The 20690-nt window shown below is 55.1% G+C and carries 10 protein-coding genes, 1 tRNA gene, 2 rRNA genes and 2 pseudogenes (1 of these 15 only partly in view); 5 read left to right on the top strand and 10 right to left on the bottom strand.

Annotation, left to right across the window (positions count from 1 at the left end; translation table 11 throughout):
• Nucleotides 1-3018: ribosomal RNA gene (locus Q1A07_RS07885) — 23S ribosomal RNA — on the top strand (it extends 354 nt beyond the left edge of the window).
• A gap of 90 nt (nucleotides 3019-3108) precedes the next feature.
• Nucleotides 3109-3223, top strand: a 5S ribosomal RNA gene (rrf, locus tag Q1A07_RS07880).
• Between the two features lie 322 nt (nucleotides 3224-3545).
• Here rrf and Q1A07_RS07875 read toward each other — a convergent pair.
• The 6 genes from Q1A07_RS07875 to Q1A07_RS07850 are packed head-to-tail and all read right to left on the bottom strand — an operon-like array spanning nucleotide 3546 to nucleotide 11413.
• Complete coding sequence (locus Q1A07_RS07875; RefSeq protein WP_299779532.1) at nucleotides 3546-4514, bottom strand: D-2-hydroxyacid dehydrogenase; 969 nt, start codon at nucleotides 4512-4514, stop codon at nucleotides 3546-3548.
• Nucleotides 4507-5853 (bottom strand): MmgE/PrpD family protein, encoded by a 1347-nt coding sequence (locus Q1A07_RS07870; protein WP_299779530.1) that lies wholly within the window; start codon nucleotides 5851-5853, stop codon nucleotides 4507-4509. Before Q1A07_RS07870 ends, Q1A07_RS07875 begins: the two co-directional genes overlap by 8 nt.
• On the bottom strand, nucleotides 5850-6593 hold the full coding sequence (locus Q1A07_RS07865; protein ID WP_299779528.1) for an Asp/Glu racemase: 744 nt from the start codon (nucleotides 6591-6593) through the stop codon (nucleotides 5850-5852). The genes Q1A07_RS07870 and Q1A07_RS07865 overlap by 4 nt, the downstream gene beginning before the upstream one ends.
• Entirely contained in the window at nucleotides 6590-7672 is a 1083-nt protein-coding gene (locus tag Q1A07_RS07860) for a histidinol-phosphate transaminase (RefSeq protein WP_299779526.1), read from the bottom strand. The genes Q1A07_RS07865 and Q1A07_RS07860 overlap by 4 nt, the downstream gene beginning before the upstream one ends.
• Nucleotides 7669-9318 carry a hydantoinase B/oxoprolinase family protein gene (locus Q1A07_RS07855; RefSeq protein WP_299779524.1) on the bottom strand — a complete coding sequence of 550 codons (1650 nt, stop codon included), beginning with the start codon at nucleotides 9316-9318 and terminating at the stop codon, nucleotides 7669-7671. Before Q1A07_RS07855 ends, Q1A07_RS07860 begins: the two co-directional genes overlap by 4 nt.
• A complete protein-coding gene (locus Q1A07_RS07850) occupies nucleotides 9311-11413 on the bottom strand; it encodes a hydantoinase/oxoprolinase family protein (protein ID WP_299779522.1) in 2103 nt (700 codons plus the stop codon). Before Q1A07_RS07850 ends, Q1A07_RS07855 begins: the two co-directional genes overlap by 8 nt.
• Nucleotides 11414-13035: 1622 nt before the next feature.
• Between Q1A07_RS07850 and Q1A07_RS07845 the strand changes: the two are divergent.
• The 3 genes and pseudogenes from Q1A07_RS07845 to Q1A07_RS07835 all read left to right on the top strand — a co-directional run.
• Nucleotides 13036-13559, top strand: a pseudogene (locus tag Q1A07_RS07845) (IS3 family transposase); the annotation flags it as partial.
• A gap of 102 nt (nucleotides 13560-13661) precedes the next feature.
• Nucleotides 13662-13738 (top strand) — tRNA-Met (locus Q1A07_RS07840).
• A 268-nt stretch (nucleotides 13739-14006) separates the two neighbouring features.
• Nucleotides 14007-14153, top strand: a complete 147-nt coding sequence (locus Q1A07_RS07835; RefSeq protein ID WP_299779520.1) for a hypothetical protein — start codon at nucleotides 14007-14009, stop codon at nucleotides 14151-14153.
• A 120-nt stretch (nucleotides 14154-14273) separates the two neighbouring features.
• On the opposite strand, the pseudogene Q1A07_RS21915 reads toward Q1A07_RS07835, so the two are convergent.
• From Q1A07_RS21915 to Q1A07_RS07815, 4 genes and pseudogenes are all read right to left on the bottom strand, one after another.
• Nucleotides 14274-15278: pseudogene (locus Q1A07_RS21915) on the bottom strand (recombinase family protein); the annotation flags it as partial.
• A gap of 547 nt (nucleotides 15279-15825) precedes the next feature.
• A complete protein-coding gene (locus Q1A07_RS07825) occupies nucleotides 15826-16557 on the bottom strand; it encodes a SprT family zinc-dependent metalloprotease (protein WP_299779516.1) in 732 nt (243 codons plus the stop codon).
• Nucleotides 16554-19838 (bottom strand): HsdR family type I site-specific deoxyribonuclease, encoded by a 3285-nt coding sequence (locus tag Q1A07_RS07820; protein ID WP_299779514.1) that lies wholly within the window; start codon nucleotides 19836-19838, stop codon nucleotides 16554-16556. Before Q1A07_RS07820 ends, Q1A07_RS07825 begins: the two co-directional genes overlap by 4 nt.
• A gap of 2 nt (nucleotides 19839-19840) precedes the next feature.
• Nucleotides 19841-20680: a hypothetical protein gene (locus tag Q1A07_RS07815; protein WP_299779512.1), complete on the bottom strand. Its 840-nt coding sequence runs from the start codon at nucleotides 20678-20680 to the stop codon at nucleotides 19841-19843.
• Nucleotides 20681-20690 lie beyond the last annotated feature (10 nt).

Here is a 20690-nt window from a genome sequence, read left to right as displayed (position 1 = left end):
GGGTGATAGTCCCGTATAAGAAGCATGATTGGACGTATTAAGTAGGGCGGAACACGTGAAATTCTGTCTGAAGATCGGAGGACCACCTTCGAAGGCTAAGTACTCCTTACTGACCGATAGTGAACCAGTACCGTGAGGGAAAGGTGAAAAGCACCCCGACGAGGGGAGTGAAACAGTACCTGAAACCGAACGCCTACAATCAGTCGGAGCTTGACTGGAGTTCAATTTGGATGTCATTGGAAGCTTATGAAAATATTCGCTTCCATACTGACGTTAACACTTGCAACATCACATGCTGTCGCTGGCGACTTTGTCGTTGGTCTCGGCGTCGATGATGTTCTAGACCAAACAGACACTCAATCCGGTGCACTGATCATCGAATACCACGCGAACCCGTTCTTTTCGGGAGAGCGTTCAGCGTATTCATTGGCAGGAGCCGGTCAGATCGATGGAGACGGTGACGTTTTCATCGGTGTGGGGGTGTCAGGAATTTGGTCTATTGGCCAGGGGCCGTGGTTCGTAGAGGGCAGTTTCATGCCCGGTTACTACGATGCGGGGTCTGGCGGTAGTGAGTTGGGTGGCAATCTGCAGTTTAGATCGCTGGTTGGTGTTGGCTACAGGCTAACAGATACCAGTCGCATCTCAGTTGCGATCGACCATAAATCGAACGCAGATATCGAAGATGTAAACCCGGGCAGTGAAACGCTTGCGGTAAGATATTTTCTAGATTTCTGAATAAGATCCAAATTGATCTCCAGTCTTGTGACGGCGTACCTTTTGTATAATGGGTCATCGACTTGGTCTCACGAGCAAGCTTAAGCCGATAGGTGTAGGCGCAGCGAAAGCGAGTCTTAATAGGGCGTCGAGTTCGTGGGATCAGACCCGAAACCGAGTGATCTAGGCATGGCCAGGTTGAAGGTACGGTAACACGTACTGGAGGACCGAACCCACATCCGTTGAAAAGGATCGGGATGAGCTGTGCCTAGGGGTGAAAGGCCAATCAAACTCGGAGATAGCTGGTTCTCTGCGAAATCTATTTAGGTAGAGCGTCATCCGAATACCCTCGGGGGTAGAGCACTGGATGGGTAATGGGGCCCCACAGGCTTACTGATCCTAACCAAACTCCGAATACCGAGGAGTACTAGATGGCAGACACACGGCGAATGCTAACGTCCGTCGTGGAGAGGGAAACAACCCTGACCTACAGCTAAGGCCCCTAATTCATGGCTAAGTGGGAAAGCAGGTGGGACGACCAAAACAACCAGGAGGTTGGCTTAGAAGCAGCCATCCTTTAAAGATAGCGTAACAGCTCACTGGTCTAAATAAGTTGTCCTGCGGCGAAGATGTAACGGGGCTCAAGCCATGAGCCGAAGCTTAGGATGCGTTTATCGCATGGTAGCAGAGCGTAGTGTGACATAATCTCATTCCTCCTTAGCGGGCTTGCCCGTGTTGGAGGAGAGAGGTTTTCTGTGAAGCCGGCGCGTGAGCGATCCGGTGGAGAGATCACTAGTGAGAATGATGACATGAGTAGCGACAAACAGTGTGAGAGACACTGTCGCCGAAAGTCCAAGGGTTCCTGCTTAAAGCTAATCTGAGCAGGGTAAGCCGACCCCTAAGGCGAGGCCGAAAGGCGTAGTCGATGGGAACCAGGTTAATATTCCTGGGCCAGATGGAAGTGACGGATCTCGAGGGTAGTTCATCCTTATTGGATTGAATGGGCTGCTTAGAGGTTCCTGGAAATAGCTCCATCGCTAGATCGTACCCTAAACCGACACAGGTGGACTGGTAGAGAATACCAAGGCGCTTGAGAGAACTATGTTGAAGGAACTCGGCAAAATACCTCCGTAAGTTCGCGAGAAGGAGGCCCAGTTTCTACGCAAGTATTGGCTGGGGGCACAAACCAGGGGGTGGCGACTGTTTATTAAAAACACAGGGCTCTGCGAAGTCGCAAGACGACGTATAGGGTCTGACGCCTGCCCGGTGCCTGAAGGTTAAAAGGAGAGGTGAGAGCCTTGAATTGAAGCCCAGGTAAACGGCGGCCGTAACTATAACGGTCCTAAGGTAGCGAAATTCCTTGTCGGGTAAGTTCCGACCTGCACGAATGGCGTAACGACTTCCCCGCTGTCTCCAACATAGACTCAGCGAAATTGAATTACCTGTCAAGATGCAGGTTTCCCGCGGTTAGACGGAAAGACCCCGTGCACCTTTACTACAACTTCACACTGGCATTAGGCCGAACATGTGCAGGATAGGTGGTGGGCTTTGAAGCGTGGACGCCAGTCTGCGTGGAGCCTCCCTTGAGATACCACCCTTGTTCTGCTTGATGTCTAACCGCGGTCCGTTATCCGGATCCGGGACCCTGTGTGGTGGGTAGTTTGACTGGGGCGGTCGCCTCCTAAAGCGTAACGGAGGCGCGCGAAGGTTGGCTCAGAGCGGTCGGAAATCGCTCGTTGAGTGCAATGGCAGAAGCCAGCCTGACTGCGAGACTGACAAGTCGAGCAGAGTCGAAAGACGGCCATAGTGATCCGGTGGTCCCGAGTGGAAGGGCCATCGCTCAACGGATAAAAGGTACGCCGGGGATAACAGGCTGATACTGCCCAAGAGTCCATATCGACGGCAGTGTTTGGCACCTCGATGTCGGCTCATCTCATCCTGGGGCTGGAGCAGGTCCCAAGGGTACGGCTGTTCGCCGTTTAAAGAGGTACGTGAGCTGGGTTTAGAACGTCGTGAGACAGTTCGGTCCCTATCTTCCGTGGGTGTAGGATACTTGAGAGGAGTTGCCCCTAGTACGAGAGGACCGGGGTGAACGATCCACTGGTGGACCTGTTGTTGCGCCAGCAGCAGTGCAGGGTAGCTATGATCGGAAAGGATAACCGCTGAAGGCATCTAAGCGGGAAGCCCCCCTCAAAACAAGGTATCCCTGAGGGCCGAGGTAGACCACCTCGTCGATAGGCCGGAGATGTAAGCACAGCAATGTGTTCAGTTGACCGGTACTAATTGCCCGATAGGCTTGATTTGATCCAGTAGAAGCAGGACTTTTACTTGTGATATCAAAAGCATACACAGCACATTAGAGTGCATGACTTGGACGACAGAGGTTTTTCATGGTTTGGTGGTCATAGCACGAGCAAAACACCTGGTCCCATCCCGAACCCAGCCGTTAAGTGCCGTAGCGCTGATGGTACTGCGTCTTAAGACGTGGGAGAGTAAGTCACCGCCAAACCTAGTAAAACCTCTGTTCCCGTATCTCTCTTTCGATGATCTTCCTAAACCTTCAGTTCATTTTTGAAGATGTTCCATGTGGTGCGTCTGATAATATCTTGTGGCGCAATTCTCTTGATAGAGAGCCTGTTTCGCGAATACAGGGTGCCACCAGGCTTTGGTGATAGATGACCTAGCTGGAATTGTTGGTGAGAACACCACGGGCAAGACCGCATTGCCTCGCGCTGTCCAAATCCGCGTGGATGCATCTTTCCTTCTATGTTCCGGTCGCCAGCGTCGATATCTGCAGCACACAATGATGGTCATCCACTTGGATGGTTTGGTCAGTACCCCCGCGCCGGGTTCACGATGTTGACCAAGTCTTCGCCTGCTTTCCAACTTGCAAGGTTACCCAGGAACAGGTTGAAAGAAGCCTTTTCCCAGCCAGCGTAAACAGATGAGCAGTGGGGAGAGATGATCACATTGTCGAGCGTCCATAGCTCGTTATCAGCAGGCAGCGGTTCTACCTCGAACACGTCCAATGCAGCCCCGGCGATCTGCCCTGCTTTCAGTGCGTCCAGAAGCGCGCTTTGATCGACGACCCCACCGCGAGAAACGTCGGCAATAACCACACCAGATTTGAGCGCAGCAACTTCATGCCTCCCAATGAGGCCGCGTGTTTCCGGTGTCAGAGGTGTCGCGATTGCAACAAAGTCTGCGCGCGGCAAAAGGATCGCCAAGTCATCCGCCGGGTGAACTTCGTCGACATTTTCCATCACTCTGGGGTTGGCCCGGGTTCCAAGAACGTACATGCCAAACGCTTTGGCTCGTTTTGCAATCGCCCGGCCGGTGTGACCCAAACCAGCAATGAGTAGTGTCTTGCCCGAAAGTGGCGCAACTTTGCGGGCGTTCCATGCTTTTGCAGCCTTGTCCCTTTGCAGGCCCATCACGTTCAGGGTGAAATGCAGAAACCCGCCAAACACATATTCGGCCATCATATTGGCGGCTACACCTGCAGAATTGGTGACAGTGGTCCGGGCCATGTCCCATTGCCCAAGATGATCAGTTCCAGAACCGCCAACAGCGATCCATGCTGGCCCTTGTGGTCCAAAGAGTGCTGCGCGCGGAAAGCCGGGCGTGCCTGCGAACCGAACGGAATACAGGACATGCGGGCGGTAGTCATCGATCAACGAAGGCAGGCCGTCATAACTGTTGCACACGCGAAAATCAGCGTCTGGAAAGCGATCAAGCAGTTGCTGTTCCATATCGGTGGTGCTGTCGTTGTGCAAGATGATGCGCGGGGTGTCAGACATGTTGTCCCTCCTCGGGCGCGCGAACGATTTTTGCCAACGCGTCGAATTTCACGTCCGGTGACAGCAGTTTATCCCGCATCGCCCAAAGTGCTTCAGTGCGTTCGGGCCCGAGCCTTGCGGTCATGATCTCGAACTTCCGCTGGACCTCGTGCAGCTCCATTGGGTCTTCGGGCCCACCGCGTGCCTGCACATCGCCCGAGGCAAGCCGGCGTCCGTCCGTCAGCGTCACCGTGACGTCCGACCAACGCCCCGCGGGAAAGCGCACCGAATGCCGCGCTTCTTCCCGTACGGAGATGCGCGGCAGGATGTCGGCAATACTTCGGTCTCTCAACCCGGTTCCAGCAATGTGTTCGGGACCGATTGTGCCATGTGCCAGCATAGCGGACAAAGCAAAGGCCAACGAATACTGCGCCTGAGATGTCGTAGATGGCAGCCCCGCATACAGCGCTGCGGCCTCCTCAAAGGTATTGACCTGAATGGATGCGACCGTCTGCGCCGTAAACCCATGTTCCCCCATCAATGCAGACAATCCATCAAGTGCCGCATGGGCCCAACGGCAGACCGGATAGGGTTTGATATAGTTCTCTTCAACGGTCCAGACCGCGCCCAGATCTGCCCAGTGCGCCGATGCGTCTTCGCCTTCAACAGTGATTGCAGGTGCGCCGGTGAACCCGTTCATTGCCATCAACGTTGCCATGGCCCCGACCAATGCCCCCATGCCAGAGCCGTCATGCAGCATGGTCGGGTTCGCAATTTCGCGCATCATCTGACTGCGAGGCCCATGGTATTCTGCTATTCCCAAGGCGTGGCGCAGTTGCCCGGCGTTCGCGCAGCGCAGGCGGCATCCTAACGCAGCCACACCCAATGCGTTCCATGCACCGGATGTGTGGTAGTCAGACACTGAACTGTGCAAGGCAAAGGCTGCGCGGGCCGCAACTTCATAGGACATAACCAAAGCCGCGAGCGCATCTCGACCTGCCAGGTCAGGGCGGCTTTCGGCAAAGGCAAACAGCGCAGGCACGACGGCGCAGCCGATATGACCTTTGGTTGCATTCAGCCCGTCATGGCCATCCAGGTTATCAATTTGGGTCGCGGTCGCAAAGGCGGCACCCGGAATGGACGCTTGCCGCCCATCGAACATCATATGCGCTGCATGTTCCGACGATCCGGCCCCGTGAAAGGCAAAGGCATGATCGCGCGCGATGCGCCCTGCTTCCATATGTGCAGCACCGGCGGCGACGCCGATAGTGTCGATCAGCAGCGTCGCCGCCATCTCCAGCGCGCTGTCCGGCATGTCGCTATCCGCAAGGGCGAAATTTGCGATCTTTTCAAAAGTCATCGCTGGCCTCCCGCAAGCAATTGGCCGAAGCCCGGCAAGGTGTCGGGCAGTCCGGCAAGCTGCATCGCCTGAAACACCATCGCCTGATTTGAGGTGATCACCGGCTTGCCCAGTTTGGCCTCGATCCTCGCTATGCATTCGACGCTGCGCATATCCGTGCACGACATCACAATGGCGTGCGCGTCGGGGTGATCAGCGGCCAGTCCCAGATCACAAACGGTTTGCGGATCCAGTTCACCCTGTCCGTAATTGTCGAGCGCGGTGGCAACCTCTGACCGCTCCACAGTCTTGATACCAACCTGCGACAGAAAGGCGACGGCCAAATCGTTGATCGCGGCCACATAGGGTGAGGCGAAACCGATCCGTTTGATGCCCAAGCTCTGTAAAGCATGCACCAAGGCACCCGCTGCTGTCACCGTTTCTGCGCCACTGTCCTGTTTGATCTGGCGCGCCAGATCGCGATCAAAGGAAGGGCCATGGGTGAGCGTGGCTGAGGTGCAGCCGTAAAGGATCACGTCCGGCTTCACACCTTGCAAAAGGCGCAGCGGTTCGCCCAGATCAGAGGCCCCCAACCCATGCATCTGGTCCGCATCCGGAATTTCATCCTCATCGTACCCACCAAGGCGCGCAAAATGGAGCGACACACCTTCGGGCCGCAATAGGGTCATGTCCGGCTCAAGGTTGGTATTTGTGAAGGGGACCAAGATCCCAAAACGGGCGCGCCCACGCGACTGTGTCATGTCATCTCCTCCTCGGCCCAACGCGTCAAAAGGGATGCCGCAAAACTCATGTCGCCCTCCGAGCCGATCGTGATCCTAAGGCAATCTGGCAGCCCGACGCCGCCCTGCGCGCGAAGGAACACGCCCTGCGCGCGCAGGCTTGCATCTGCACTGGCTGCGGCGTCTGCGCTGGCAAAGCGGATCAGGGTAAAGTTGGTGAAGCTGTCCGCCACCTCAAGGCCAGCCCCGCGCAATTGTATGACCAGCCGGTCCCGCTGTTGGGACGTAGCCTGACAGGTCGCGCGCATGTAATCGTGATCCTTCAGTGCCGCACAGGCGGCGGCTTGGCCCGCAACGGACACAGTGTTCGGGTTCATCACCTTGCGCACGGCCCCGGCGATCTGTTCGGGGAACAGCCCCCATCCCACACGCATGCCCGCAAGCCCATAGGCTTTGGAAAAGGTCCGCAGCACAACGGTATCACCTCGCGCAACCAGATCGAACATCGGCTCGTTCAAATGGTCGGCAAACTCACCATAGGCCTCATCAATCACCAACAGGATATCGCCACGCAGACCGTCGCGCAGGCGCAGCAAATCGTTGCGCGACACCCGTGTCCCCGTCGGGTTGCCCGGATTGGCGACGAACACGATGCGCGTGTCGGGTCGGACAGCGGCAAGCAGCGCGTCAACAGACACGCCGCCGTTGGTTTCCGGTGCGGTGTCAAAGCGTGCGCGCGCCAGCTGCGCCGCGGTTCGGAAAAACGGATAGGCATGTGCGGGCGCCAAAACCGCGTTTTGCGGGTCTGCAAAAGCCAGTGTAAGGCCTGCAATCAACTCCATTGAGCCGTTGCCACACAGTATTCCGCCTGCCGGAATACCGTGATGTTCGGTCAGGGCGGACCGCAGTGCGCCCCAATCGGGATCAGGATAAAGCTGCGCGCTTTCCATAGCCTGCGCCGCAGCTTTGATCACATGCGGGCTGGGCGGGCGCAGGCTTTCGTTTTGGGACAGCGAGATCAGGCGCGAGCCGGCAGGCGCGGTCAGGTCGGCCAGCGCGTAGGGCGACAGCGCTGCGATATGAGAGACTGGTGCGATCATGTATCAACCCCATAGATGTCACGCGCGGCCTGGCTACTGATCAAACCGTCCTCGAGGTCACGTCGAACGGCAGCAGCGCTGCGGTCCTGAGGCGGGCCAAACCCACCGCCACCGGGTGTCTCAAAAACCAATGTCTTGCCCGCGTTGACCCGCACCTTTCCTTTGCCGGGCAGGTCGGCTCCGTCATGTCCGATCCGAATGCGCCCCGCCGCACCCGCCATGCCGCCGTGGCGTCCGTTAGCGGGGTTAAGCACCCGTTCCACCGACAGAAACACTATGAAATCCTCATCAATCGCTGAGCGTAATTCGATGTGCTGCCCAAGCCCCCCGCGGTGGCTGCCGGGGCCACCGCTGTCTTGCTTCAGCTCGCGCCGTGTGAACAGAACCGGTGCGACAGCTTCCGTGGTTTCAATCTGAGAGCCCCAGACCCCCGACGGGAAGGCCGTCGCAGACAGCCCATCAAGACCTGGTCGCGCGCCCGTGCCGCCGCTAAAGACAAGCTCCAGCGCGAACGTCTCACCACCGTTCAAGGCGGTTTCAGCCACGTGGCGCAGCGGCAGGTCATACATGCACGACGCACCCTCTGCGGGCACCCTGTCCGGCACGGCCTGCGACAGGCACCCATAGACAAGATCAGGCGTCATTTGCCCCAGCGTATGGCGCATCGCCACGGGTGCAGGCGCCTGCGCGTTGAGGATGCAATCGGTCGGGGCGGTGACCTGAAACGGCGCAAGCGAACCCGCATTGTTGGGAATGTCGGGTCCGATGATGCAGCGCAGCGCAAACACCGCATAGGCGGTGGCGTAATTGAGCGGGACGTTGATGCCTTTTCTCGACAGTCCGGATGTGCCGCTGAAATCAAGCAGCACATGGTCATCTGCAAGTGTAAGCGCGGCGTGCAGGTCGATCTCTTTTTCATACCCATCGACCTTCAGAACACTGTTCCAAGTGCCTTTGGGCAGCTCGGTAAGGGCGTCGAGCGTGCCCTGATAGGATATCTCAATGATGTAGTCGGCCAGCGCGTCCAGATCGTTTAGACCGAATTCGTCCATCATCCCGGCAAGCCGCGCAGCTCCCGTTTCACAGCATGCGATCAGCGCGTAAATGTCGCCCTCATTTGCAATCGGCTCGCGGGAGTTGGCCTTGATGATCTCCATCAACAGCGCATTCAGTGCACCCTGATCCATCAATTTGCAGGGCGGTATCAACAAGCCTTCGTCGTAGACGTCCGCCCCCTCCGGCCCCATGCCCAGTCCTCCCAAATCGACAAGATGCGAGGTGCAGGACGTAAAGCCAACAACCGCTCCGTTGTGGAAAACTGGCATCATCAACAGAAAATCGTTCAGATGCCCTGAGGCAATCCAAGGGTCATTGGTCAGAAAGATGTCGCCCGGCTTCATATCCTTTACCTCAAACCGGTCGCGCAGGGTTTTGACGGCTTCGGCCATGGTGTTGATATGCCCTGGTGTGCCTGTGACGGCCTGGGCCAACATGCGCCCCTGCAGATCAAAAATGCCTGCGGATATGTCACCGCATTCCCGCACAATGGGACTGAAAGCAGCGCGGATCAGCGCCTGGCCTTGCTCTTCAACTACGGCCAAAAGCCGGTTCCACATGACCTGCAATCGGGTGTTTGGTTTACGCATCGCTATGCTCCGTTTCGCGATTGAGCCAGATGTTGCCGCCTCCATCCACACGCGCCGAAAAGTCAGCGCTGACAAATGTGGTGGTTTGCGGCTCGACGATCAAAGCAGGCCCTGCAAGGTGATCGCCTGCGCGGAGTGAGGCGCGGGAGTAGATATCCGCCTTCCGCCATTTGCCGGTGACGTCACAAAGAATGTTTCGGCGTCTCATGGGCGTTGCGGACTGCTCAGTTGAAGGCTCCGGAATGGGTCGCAAAGCAAGCGGCTCAGAAGACACCTCAACAGCCCAGTTGAGTATTTCGATTGTCATGCCCGGCACAGCTCGGCTGAACTGGCGGCTGTATTCCTTTTCAAACGCGCGGGTGAGAGCAGGGATATCCTTGGCCTCCAGTTCATGATCTGGCAGCGGTATTTCAACTTCGTGACCTTGTCCTTGGTAGCGCATGAAACCCACGCGGCGCTCTGTTAGCGGCCCCCTTGGAACACCGGCCCGCACCACGCCTGTCGCTTCCGTCAACATATCGTCAAAAAAGGCGTTGATATCTGCAAGATTTAGCGCGTCGAGAGTGCTGTAGCGGGACCGGATGATTTCAAAAGACACCGGTGCAAACAAAAACCCGACGGCAGAGCCGACGCTGGGGTCTCGTGGTATAAGGATGCGTTCCACCTGAGCACGTCTGGCAACCCGGGTGGCATGCAACGGGCCGTTGCCGCCAAAGGCAATCATCAACCGAGTAGCCAAATCCTTGCCCGATTCGACTGCGTGCATCCGACCCGCTCCAGCCATATTCTCATCCACGATCTCACTGATGCCATGGGCCGCTTCGGCGGCGCTCAGGTCCATTGGTTCACCGACATGCTGTACCAGCGCATGCTCGGCTGCGGTTGTGTCGATTTTCAGTTGCCCTTCGGCAAACAGATCAGGGTCGATGAGCCCTTGAATCACATCCGCGTCTGTCACCGTGGGGGAGGTGCCGCCCTTGGCAAAGGCGGCAGGCCCGGGCTCAGCACCAGCACTTTCGGGCCCGATCAGCAACCGACCCAGCCGATCGACATGCGCGATTGACCCGCCACCTGCGCCGATCTCGATCATCTCAATGACGGGGATGCGGACGGGCATGCCTGACCCTTTGATGAATCTCTCGGCGCGGGCAATCTCAAACTTGCGGGTGGTTTGAGGTCGAAATTGATCAATCAGGCACAGCTTGGCCGTCGTCCCGCCCATGTCAAAGCTCAACACGTCCGCTTCGGCGGTTTCTGCGGCGATGCGCGCCGCCAGAATGGCCCCGCCCGCCGGGCCGCTTTCAACCAAACGGATCGGCAAGCGGGCTGCTGTTTCTATTGTCGTCATACCGCCGCCGGCGGTCATCATCAGGATCGGACAGGTCAACCCGTTCTCAGAAAACCGCGCCTGAAAATCCGCCAGATAACGGGCCATCAACGGCTGTATATAGGCGTTCGCGATGGTGGTCGAAAGCCGGTCAAATTCACGCGCCTCGGGGCTGACCTCGTGGGAAAGCGAAATTACCAGATCCGGCAGGGCCCTTTGCAAAAGCGCCCGCAAGCGCAATTCGTGAGCGGGGTTGGCGTAGGCGTGCATCAGACAGATGGCGACCGCCTTCGCACCGCTGGCCTCCAGGTCGTTTGCCAAAGCGGTAACGGCCGCCTCATCTAAGGCTTCGATCTGGTGCCCACTGGCTGTCATGCGACCCGCAATCGTGAAGGCACGCGCAGACGGGACCAGCAAGTCGGGTTTAACCAGATTGATATCATATTGGCTAAACCGCCGCTCATAAGCGATCTCAAGGATGTCGCGAAACCCCGCTGTCGTGATCGTCGCCACAACCGCGCCACGTCTTTCAATCAACGCGTTGGTGGCCAGGGTCGTCCCGTGAATAAAGCCTTGAATCTTTGACCAGTTTGCCCCGGTATCGGCAAGCACCCGTTCCGTCCCGGCAAGCGCCCCAAGGGTCGGGTTTGGCGGGGTTGTCGGCGTCTTGGCCGTGGCAAGAATAGTACCCTGACCGTCCACCATAACTGTGTCGGTGAATGTCCCGCCAATATCGACGGCAAGGCGAAGCCCATTTGATGTAAGCATAAAGAGGGGACCATATCGGAAGGAAATCTGACGGCATCCGCGAACACGGAACGTGCCTGGTGAGGCCTCAAGGGGCCAAGGTCATGTCAGACAACGAGATCACAGCCGGTTGCGCGCCGCCCCAAAATGATCCTGATGCATTGTCCCAGCATGTGCTGCGTTCCATACATTTCCTTGAACGAAACCTGCACGCGGCAGAGCCCGCGTGTCAAACACAAATGAGGAAAGCTAATTAGTTCGGTACTATCGTCGCCTTTAGAAACCTTTGAGACCTCAGGAATAGGATTGCCCACCATCTGCAAATGCCTGGATAATGAAGGTATCAGCAGTCAGTATTCGCTAAAGCGATTGGCTTATTGCGCTCATTTCGGTCATCAGATGCGGTGCAGCATCCACAAGGCGTAGTTGGAGATCCGCGCTACCGGCCCTTAGCCGACATTCACAAGGTTGAAAACATTGCCTCGTTACTCTCCTCCATGTCAGGCATTCGTGCATTGCGCGGCATTTGTGGCTGGTGGATGACTGCACTGCGGACAATTCCCGACATTGCGCTCATGCAGCGGTTTTTGAGACTGAACCCGAGTACGCGCAGCATGCAGACTTTGCTGTTGCAGAAGATTTCACCATAGCGCTTGTTAACGGGTGTCGCACTGGCTCGAACCGAATTCTGACCGAACCAACGAGACGCGAACGCAGCCTATGCCGCTTGAGCAGCCATTCAATGCCACCTCGGGATCATGATCCCGAACCGACCTTTCGCTGAAAACGTGATCGACTATGATGGCACGGAGTTTGCTGAGGTTGGCGCCTCTTCTTAGAATGGTCATATTGGGACTAGGTTCTGACATTCAATTCTCGCCCTACACAGGGAAATCATTGAACCTTTTGGGGGACAAAACTATCAACTGAAACGCTTTCCGCCTAAGTTTGATCAGTTTTCCCGCGTCGCCCAGTTTGATCTTGTGAATTGGTTTAATTCTTGGCTAGCTCTCGTTTAGTTATAGAGGGTGGTGGGAAAACTACATTCTATCAAGGCGATGTAGGAGCCCGAAATACTTAAAGGCTCAAAACACACAGCGCTTGTACTCTTTGCTGTGTCAAGAGCAGGAGCAATTGCTTCTGATAGCTCGATTCCGCCGCGAGAATTTGGATTTGATGTACTTTCATCGAGCGTAAACGCTCAAGTCGATACTGAAAACGGCGAATGCCATCCACGACTACGGACAGAATTCCAAGCACGGCTCACCGAAGCTTGGATTTCCGGATCCTGAGCCGGGCATTTGGACATGGACTGCAGGAATTGGTCGGCCTGCCTTGTACCGCGGAGCGGATGCAGGTCATTCTGGAGAGCGCCGGGCTGAAGGTCTACGCAGGTCCCTCGCCGAACGATCCTCAGGGTGTATCGCTTCTTGGCTACAGACTTGATAACCCTTGGCTAAGCACCCTAACCGGTCGAGATTATGCGGCACAAGCTGAAGTGAACCGCCGAGACGGTGCTGTTGTTTTCTTTTCTGTAGGGCCCATGAAATAGTTGCCAAAGCGCTCAATCGCTTTGGCGTTGTATCCAATTGGTTGAGGTGTTTGTACGTGCCTATTGACCTGCTCGCCCGAATGCTAGGAACAAACTTTTGGGGCCCGGATCGCGACGCAATGAGCAACCTTGTCCATGACTGAGAAGCGATACAATAAGAAGCGCGTGTGTGCCGTGGCTGGGATTGGTCTGTGTGGCCAGCGGCGTACATCCAAGCGACCGACGGATACCGAACTGCGTGGCAGGCTGACGGCATTGTCGTCTGAGCGGTGGCGTTTTGGACATCGACGGCTACATATTCTGCTGAAGCGCGAGGGCTGGCAAGTGAATTGGAAGACGCTGTACCGAATCTACCGTGAAGAAGGATTGACAGTCCATAAACGGGGCGGTCGCAAGCGTGCAGTGGGCACCAGAAAGCCCATGGCGATCCCGCAGGGGCCGAACCAGTGATGGTCGCTGGACTTTGTGCCAGACAGCCTGTCATGTGGTCGCCGGTTCCGCATTCTGAATGTGATCGCTGACTGCAGCCGCAAATGTCTTGCTGCTGTTGTCGATACGCCCCCGTCAGACGACCGTATGGCCCGTGAACTGGACCGCATTGCCGAGATGCGCGGATACTTGTTCTGTTTGACGAGCAGGTAAAAAACCTCAAAAAATTCACCTGAATTCGCTTGAACTCCCTACTTTGGGGACATAATACATGCGAACGGAAATTGTCGCGGGATGGAGCAGCCCGGTAGCTCGTCAGGCTCATAACCTGAAGGTCGTAGGTTCAAATCCTACTCCCGCAACCACTGAAAACGAACGCCCCGCAGTTTCCACTGCGGGGCGTCGGTCGTTCTGGTCCACCATTTCCAAGATTGCACCCAACTCACCGTGGAGTTCAACATCGAACCCCGTGTTTGTCGGGGTCACCTTGATATGATCGATCAAACCCTGGATCGTGTCGATGGCCTGAAGGCGTATTGCGGGATCACTCAGCCCATTGGTTAACTGCCTGATCTTGGCACGGTAAACCTGACCAATGTTGTGTAGCGGGATGATGCTGGTCTGTTCTTCCTGATGAATGATCTCTGTTTCCAAGAACTCCTTCTCAGATTCCAGATCACCGAGCCTGTCCGTGACAGCTTTACCACCGGTGCCATTGACGATGTGATCAACAATGCGATCAATCTGCCGACTGACTTCCATGAGCCGCTTCTTCTTTGATGCCAGGTCAGACGTAGTGAGCTTCCGGAGCCGCTCCACTTCCTTCTGAAACTCGATGGTGAATGCATCAAGATATTCGGAGTTGAGAAGACCCTCCCGCAGGCCAACGAAAACGCGATCTTCGACTTCCATGCGTGGGATGGTACGTTTGTTGTCGCAGCTTCGGGATGCTCGATATCCGGAACAGCCGTAGCGATCCTTTGCTGTGATCGCCATTGGTCCACCACAGCACCCACAGATAAGCACACCGGAGAGGGGATGCACTTTCCTATGTTTTCGGTTCAACGCACGGTTATCACCATCTCTTGGCATGACAATGGTGTTTGCCTCTTGGCGTTCCTTAACCCTTTGCCATAACTCATCTGAAATGATCCTGAGTTCTGGGACCTGTGTTACCGTCCAATTTTCTTCCGGCTGTGGTCTGGAGACGGATTTGTGCGTTTTGGGGTTTTTAGGATATTGGGTTCGGCCATACACTAGCCGACCAATGTATGCTTCATTGTTAAGAATACCCGTTCCACGATCCCGTTGCCCACGGATAGTGGTATCCTTCCAAGTACCTCCTCTTGGCCCTGGTATCTGTTCTTCGTTGAGCATCTTCGCTATGCCACGCGGGCTCACACCTTCGGCATACAGAACAAAGATTCGCTCGACGACAGCAGCCTGTTCAGGAATGATCGTTCGTTCACCAGGCTCACTGACGAGATAGCCATACCCAACTCCACCAGCAGTTTTCCCGGCAAGAACACGGCCTCTCTGGCCCCGTTTCACCTTCTCACTCAGGTCACTGATAAACTGTTGAGCGATCATGCCCATCACCGCGACGTGCATCTGACTGATTTCACCCAGATGGATTGTGAACAATCGTACCCCGGCAAAGCTAAGCTCTTCGTGTAGTTGAGCCGTAACGGCAAGATTTCGTGAGAGACGATCAATTGATTCCGTCAATACTACATCAAACTGATTTGCTTCGGCATCTCTTCGAAGCCGCTCAAACTGTGGTCGATTTGAAGAACCACCGCTCATCGCAGCATCTTCATATACCTTGACCACAGACCAACCCTGCCGTTCCGCATATTCACGAGCTTCACGGGTTTGGTCTGCAAGTGATGTGTCACTTTGCATGTCAGTTGAGTATCGGCAGTAGATGGCACACCGAGTCATTCTGTATCCTCCACAGACAGAATGTCAGCATCTTGAATGAAGTCCAACGCTGTTTGCCGTGCAATTAGTCGGCAGAGCGCCAAGAGCGCTCCATCAACTGCATTCTTGTGGGGAGTATCAGTTTTGTTTGTCGGTTCGAGACACGACTGAGAAAGAGGGGTTTCCATATGCAGACCCGTTACCGGGGTCCGAGTTTTCCACCCTCACGACCAGTTACCAACGCGCACAAATAGGCTCGGTCAAATTTACCGATTGCATGGCTGCTTCACCTATCTGTGGTTCGGCTCCGATCAACGATCTAAGCAAGGGAACGTCACAGTCTGCTTGAGTTGGTGATCGTTTGGTGGAATTTCAAGTAGATACTCTAAGAAGGCAGTTTCTTGAGGAAGCAGGACATATCGTTCGGGTTTTCAAGCTTGGTTTGGTGGAGCACATTAGCTGCGAAAAAGAACCCATTTTTAAACCTCTAAGGCAATCAAATGGATGCTACGGAACGCCATCAATAATCTCACCCGTTGTGTAACAACTCGACCATGTTATCCAACACCGCTTTGGGCTTCTCCCAGCCCGGTACCTGCCGGTCTATGAGCGTCCAGAACTGAGCACCATGATCATGATGCTTGAGATGGGTAAGTTCATGGACAAGTACATATTCGATGCATTCCCGTGGGGCTTTGATCAAATGCGGGTTGAGAATGATCTGACCACTTGGTGAGCAACTCCCCCATTGCCGGGTCATTTCCTGAAGCTTGAACGGTGGTGCTGCTTCTACCCATGGCAACTTGATCGACAATTCATCCAGTCGCCGACAGAAATAGTCTCTGGCCTTGGCACGATACCATCCCCGAACTCGTCCCCGGATATCATCTGGGTCGGATGATCGTGTGACAACCTCCAGACGGTTCGCCTTGAGCTTCACACTCGTACCACCACTTTGTGTTGCTATCACCTTCAACACGTACCGGCGACCAAGATACAGTATCTGTTCACCGGATACGTACTCTCTGGGTGACACATGTGCATACCGTTGCCGGGCTTCTGCCACGTGATCGACCACCCAACGTGCCCGTTTTTGCACGGCTTTCTGAACTGCTTTCTCTGGAAAATCAGGTGGTGCATCGACCTGAACCACGCCATTGGGTTCAACATGGATGGCAATCCGTGTGGTCCGCTTGGGATCAGGATTTACCGAGTATGGTACCCGTTCGGTGCCGTAGACCAAGGTGAACTGATTGCTCATCTCTTACCCTTAGCATTGCCAGCACGAACAATGTCGATAACCTGGTCGATGACGGCGTTCGCGGCATCCAGACCACCAAGAAACTTGAAATACCTTGGCAGCAATGCACGTCGGATTTCCGCTTCGATACTGCCGGGATTGATCGAATGTGTTTTGATCGCACCATCAACGGTTTCATCGATGTACAGGGCCTCCCCCACCAGATCATCCTGTGGGTACTCACCGGCTCGTTCTGGCCCCAGGGCCTCGAAGAATGCCCCAAAATAGGATTGGGCCATCGGGTGATCGGCAAACCTCTCTGGGACGCCAGGGGTTGCGCGGTCGTCCACCTGTGCCTCCAGGTCCTTGAACAACGTGTACTGCTTGGATGGGTGGTCAAACAGCGCCTCAGCTTCGCGGATGGCTTCTTTCAAAAGTTCCGAGAAAACAGTTTGGGCGTAAGGATCATCGATCAGGTCCTGTTCAATCGTCTTTCTGATGCGGGTCTTGATCAGATCAGCTTCAGTACGGGTTTTTTCCTCGGACCAATCAGCAGGATCATCATCTTTACCCCCCAGATCACCAACCAGAATGAAACCTTCAGGATCGACGATTTCCTGGCCGATCACCTGCTTGTCCACCAGCCGTCTGATCTGATCTTCGTATTCCGAGAAATCCACGACTTCCTGTGCATCACGTTTTGCCTGGATGCGGACCTCGGTGAAAAACTTCAGATCACGTTTGTAGGTTTGGATGATCTTTTCAGAAAACGCACCATCTTCGAAGAATGCCCGGGATGACAAAGCCAGTTTCAGGCATAATCCGAAGTTGGTTAGTGCGTCATAGAAATCCTCTCGGACCTGCTGTCTCGCATCGATGTTTTGACCTGTTTCATCATCGACAAATTCTGGTACCAGAACCCGTCTGAACTGTTCCCGGTCGGCTCTGTTCTCGACATCGGCAAAGATGGCCCACAGTGCATCGTGCAAAGCAGGCAATCGTTTGTACTCTGTTGATACGTTGGAGATCGTCCCAATCAGATCATCAATTTCATAACCGGCCTGGGTCTGCTCAGCGAGGTCCTGGTAGTCCTTAATCGACGTGTCCAGTTCCGACAGAATACCCCGGTAGTCAATGAGATATCCATGCTGCTTGGCCTCGTGCAATCTGTTTACCCGGGCGATGGCCTGAAGCAGGTTATGCCCCCTCAGATGTTTATCGATGTAAAGCACAGCATTCCTCGGCTCATCAAACCCGGTCAGCAGCTTATCCACGACGATCAGAATATCCGGGGCACCATCCGTGCTGAAATCCTCGATCACACCGCTTTCATATGCTTCCGGATCATTCCCGACATTTGCCTTCCACCAGGCTTGAACCTCTGGAATGTTGGCTTCATCGATATCTTCGTGGTCCTCTCTCGTATCCGGTGGTGAGATCACCACCGCACTGGTTACCATGCCGGTGGCGTCCAATGCCTGCTTGTACCGAATGGCCGACAATTTGCTGTCAGTTGCAAGTTGGGCTTTCAATCCAAGATCGAGCTTGGCAAAGTTCTCGGTGAAGTGTGTTGCGATGTCCCAAGCAATAAGATCGATCCGGTTCCCGGCCCCGTATAATTGGCCACGGGTGGCATATTTCTGTTTCAGGTCGGACTTCTGTTTGTCCGACAGAGGGGCCGTGATCTTGTCGAACCATGCATCGATAGCGGCATCATTGATATCAACGACAGGTTTTCGTTCTTCATAAATCAACGGCGTGACGGCACCATCATCGATGGCATCCTGCATGGTATATGCATGCAGGATCGGGCCAAACTTGTTGCGTGTTTTGTCCCCCTTGAGCAGCGGTGTGCCCGTGAACGCGATGAAGGCCGCATTCGGCAGGGTCTTCCGCATCCGTTCATGGTTCTCACCACCCTGGCTGCGGTGGCCTTCGTCCACCAGCACGATCATCTTGTCGGACGGATTATAACACTCCGGGAGTTTGGTGGCCGAATTGAACTTCTGAAGCAGTGTGAAGATAATCCGCTCAGTCCCGGACCCAATTCTTTTGGCCAGGTCCTTACCTGACTGCACCTTGGCCTTTTCACCATCCTTCTTCGTGGCCACATCCGATCCGAATGCACCACCGGTCAGGAAGGTCGCAGCCAGTTGTTTTTCCAGATCAACGCGGTCAGTGACAATGATGATACGACATCCCGCCAACTCCTGCTCCAGCAGCAGGGCCTTGGTCAGAAACACCATCAGATTGGATTTACCACTGCCCGTGGTGTGCCAGATGACACCACTTTCACGGCTTCCATCAGGTTTCTGCTGGCTGATCTGGTCGATGATCGCGTTGGTCCCACGGACCTGTTGGTAGCGGGCTGCGATCTTTCCCAGTTTCCGATCAAAGAAGATGAACCGCCGGGTGAAATCCAACAGCCGATCAGGCCGCAACAGGCTGATGACAAGCCGGTCCTGCTCAGAAAGAAGCACAAGGCCGCTGTGGAGCCGGTCATAGTCCTTGAGGGCCCAGTGGGGCCTGTCGGTAAATAGATGGTCTTTCTGGGCTTCTGTGAGCGGCTGTGAGCGTATCTGCTGCATCTTGGCTTCAGTCAGATCCTCCTCCCGCCAGGTAGACCAGAATTTCTTGGCGGTGCCCGTGGTGCCATAACGGCCCTCTACCCCAGAAATCGACAGCAAAAGCTGTGAATATGCATAGAGGTCCTGGATACCATCGCCCTGCTGGTTTCTCAGGTGCTGGCTTATCCCCTCTTCCACCATCGCGGTGGGTTTGGTTGAGGACACGGGCCGCTTCGCCTCGATCACCACCAGGGGGATACCATTCACATAGCACACGATATCAGGCCGATACCGACCCATGCCTGCCGGGCGTTCAACACTCAGTTCTTCGGTCACATGAAACTGATTGGCGTCGATGTTGGCCCAGTCGATCAATGGCACCGTCACCGATGTTCGTTGCCCATCCACGAACTCGGTGACCGTTATCCCAAACGTAAGATGCTGATAGATTGCCTTGTTCGCCGGAATCAGCCCCTCACTGAGCCCGGTGGCCGAGATGGTCCGCACCACCTGATCGATACCGGCAGGTGACAGTGGATAGTTCTGACCCTTGTAGTCAAACCGATGGGTGCCCAGCCGATCCCGCAGCACATCCTCCAACACTACTGTCCGTTCAGACCCACGGGATGCAAGAGAATCCGCCGGTGACAGATACTCCCACCCCATGACCATCAGCACATGCAGGGCTGGCAGCTTGGCCGCAGCTTCTTCGCGGGTGTCCGGTGCGCGTTGCATCCCTACTGAACCGGTCTCTTTGAGTTGGTTTGGAACGTTTCATCGGAGAAAACCCCCTTGTATACGCTTTCCTCCAAGAAGCTCAGTATTGTTTTGAGGCGTCGCTTTTCGCCTGGCAGAACTAGGCGACCATCTTGCATGTCGATCTGTAGACCGACACTTCCAGCTTTGGTTTGGATTGATTGGGCATCATGGTCGTTGAGAATACCGGCTCGGCTAATACCACAAATCAGCTTTCTTGATCGTTCATCCATTGCAGCATCAAACAGTGCAGCGTTTTCAACATGGAAAGAAGCGTGATCTCGAAATTCAGCTATTTCAGTTTCGGTTGCCTGTTCAAAATGATGCTGGATTGTCAGGATGGTGCGCAGGTTGCGGAAACTCAGAAACTTGAAGTGGTTACCCTCGATGACAGCCGCGAGCCTTGCATCCAGAGCAAAGCCGTTTTCGGATAACTTGCCGAACTGATTATTGCTGAAAACCAGCGTAAGACCACTCTTCTGCAAGTATTGAGAAGTCTGAAATCGCTGAAGAAGTAGGCGACCATCTAAAACTTCGGAGCGGGTAAAAATCCCTTTGATCCCGGCGTCTGCATAGTTCGTCACATCAAGCTGTTGATACGCCGCCGGTCCATCCACCAGAGTTTGACCAAACGGGGCAGCAAGGTCAGCGTCTTCAATGACAAGCAATTCGTTGCCATCTGGCTTCCAGTCACCGTCAAAGGGAATTTCTTCATCTCTACCTCCGAGAAATGCCTGCTCCTGCTCATCAAAGAGTTGCTCAAGCTCCTGCTGGACCCCGGCACGAAGAGGAATGCGTTTAATGTCGTTTTCATCGCCCACACGACACACT

Origin of the sequence: uncultured Roseobacter sp. (assembly GCF_947492555.1) — a bacterium.
Lineage (GTDB): Bacteria > Pseudomonadota > Alphaproteobacteria > Rhodobacterales > Rhodobacteraceae > Roseobacter.
The sequence above is the reverse complement of the archived record's forward strand: the minus strand, read 5'-3'. Positions and strand labels throughout refer to the sequence as shown.

What these genes read in the sequence shown, in the direction of transcription:
- Q1A07_RS07875 (WP_299779532.1), bottom strand. Translation starts at nt 4,514, where the DNA reads ATGTCTGACACCCCGCGCATCATCTTGCACAACGACAGCACCACCGAT.
- Q1A07_RS07870 (WP_299779530.1), bottom strand. Translation starts at nt 5,853, where the DNA reads ATGACTTTTGAAAAGATCGCAAATTTCGCCCTTGCGGATAGCGACATG.
- Q1A07_RS07865 (WP_299779528.1), bottom strand. Translation starts at nt 6,593, where the DNA reads ATGACACAGTCGCGTGGGCGCGCCCGTTTTGGGATCTTGGTCCCCTTC.
- Q1A07_RS07860 (WP_299779526.1), bottom strand. Translation starts at nt 7,672, where the DNA reads ATGATCGCACCAGTCTCTCATATCGCAGCGCTGTCGCCCTACGCGCTG.
- Q1A07_RS07855 (WP_299779524.1), bottom strand. Translation starts at nt 9,318, where the DNA reads ATGCGTAAACCAAACACCCGATTGCAGGTCATGTGGAACCGGCTTTTG.
- Q1A07_RS07850 (WP_299779522.1), bottom strand. Translation starts at nt 11,413, where the DNA reads ATGCTTACATCAAATGGGCTTCGCCTTGCCGTCGATATTGGCGGGACA.
- Q1A07_RS07835 (WP_299779520.1), top strand. Translation starts at nt 14,007, where the DNA reads ATGAATGATCTCTGTTTCCAAGAACTCCTTCTCAGATTCCAGATCACC.
- Q1A07_RS07825 (WP_299779516.1), bottom strand. Translation starts at nt 16,557, where the DNA reads ATGAGCAATCAGTTCACCTTGGTCTACGGCACCGAACGGGTACCATAC.
- Q1A07_RS07820 (WP_299779514.1), bottom strand. Translation starts at nt 19,838, where the DNA reads ATGCAACGCGCACCGGACACCCGCGAAGAAGCTGCGGCCAAGCTGCCA.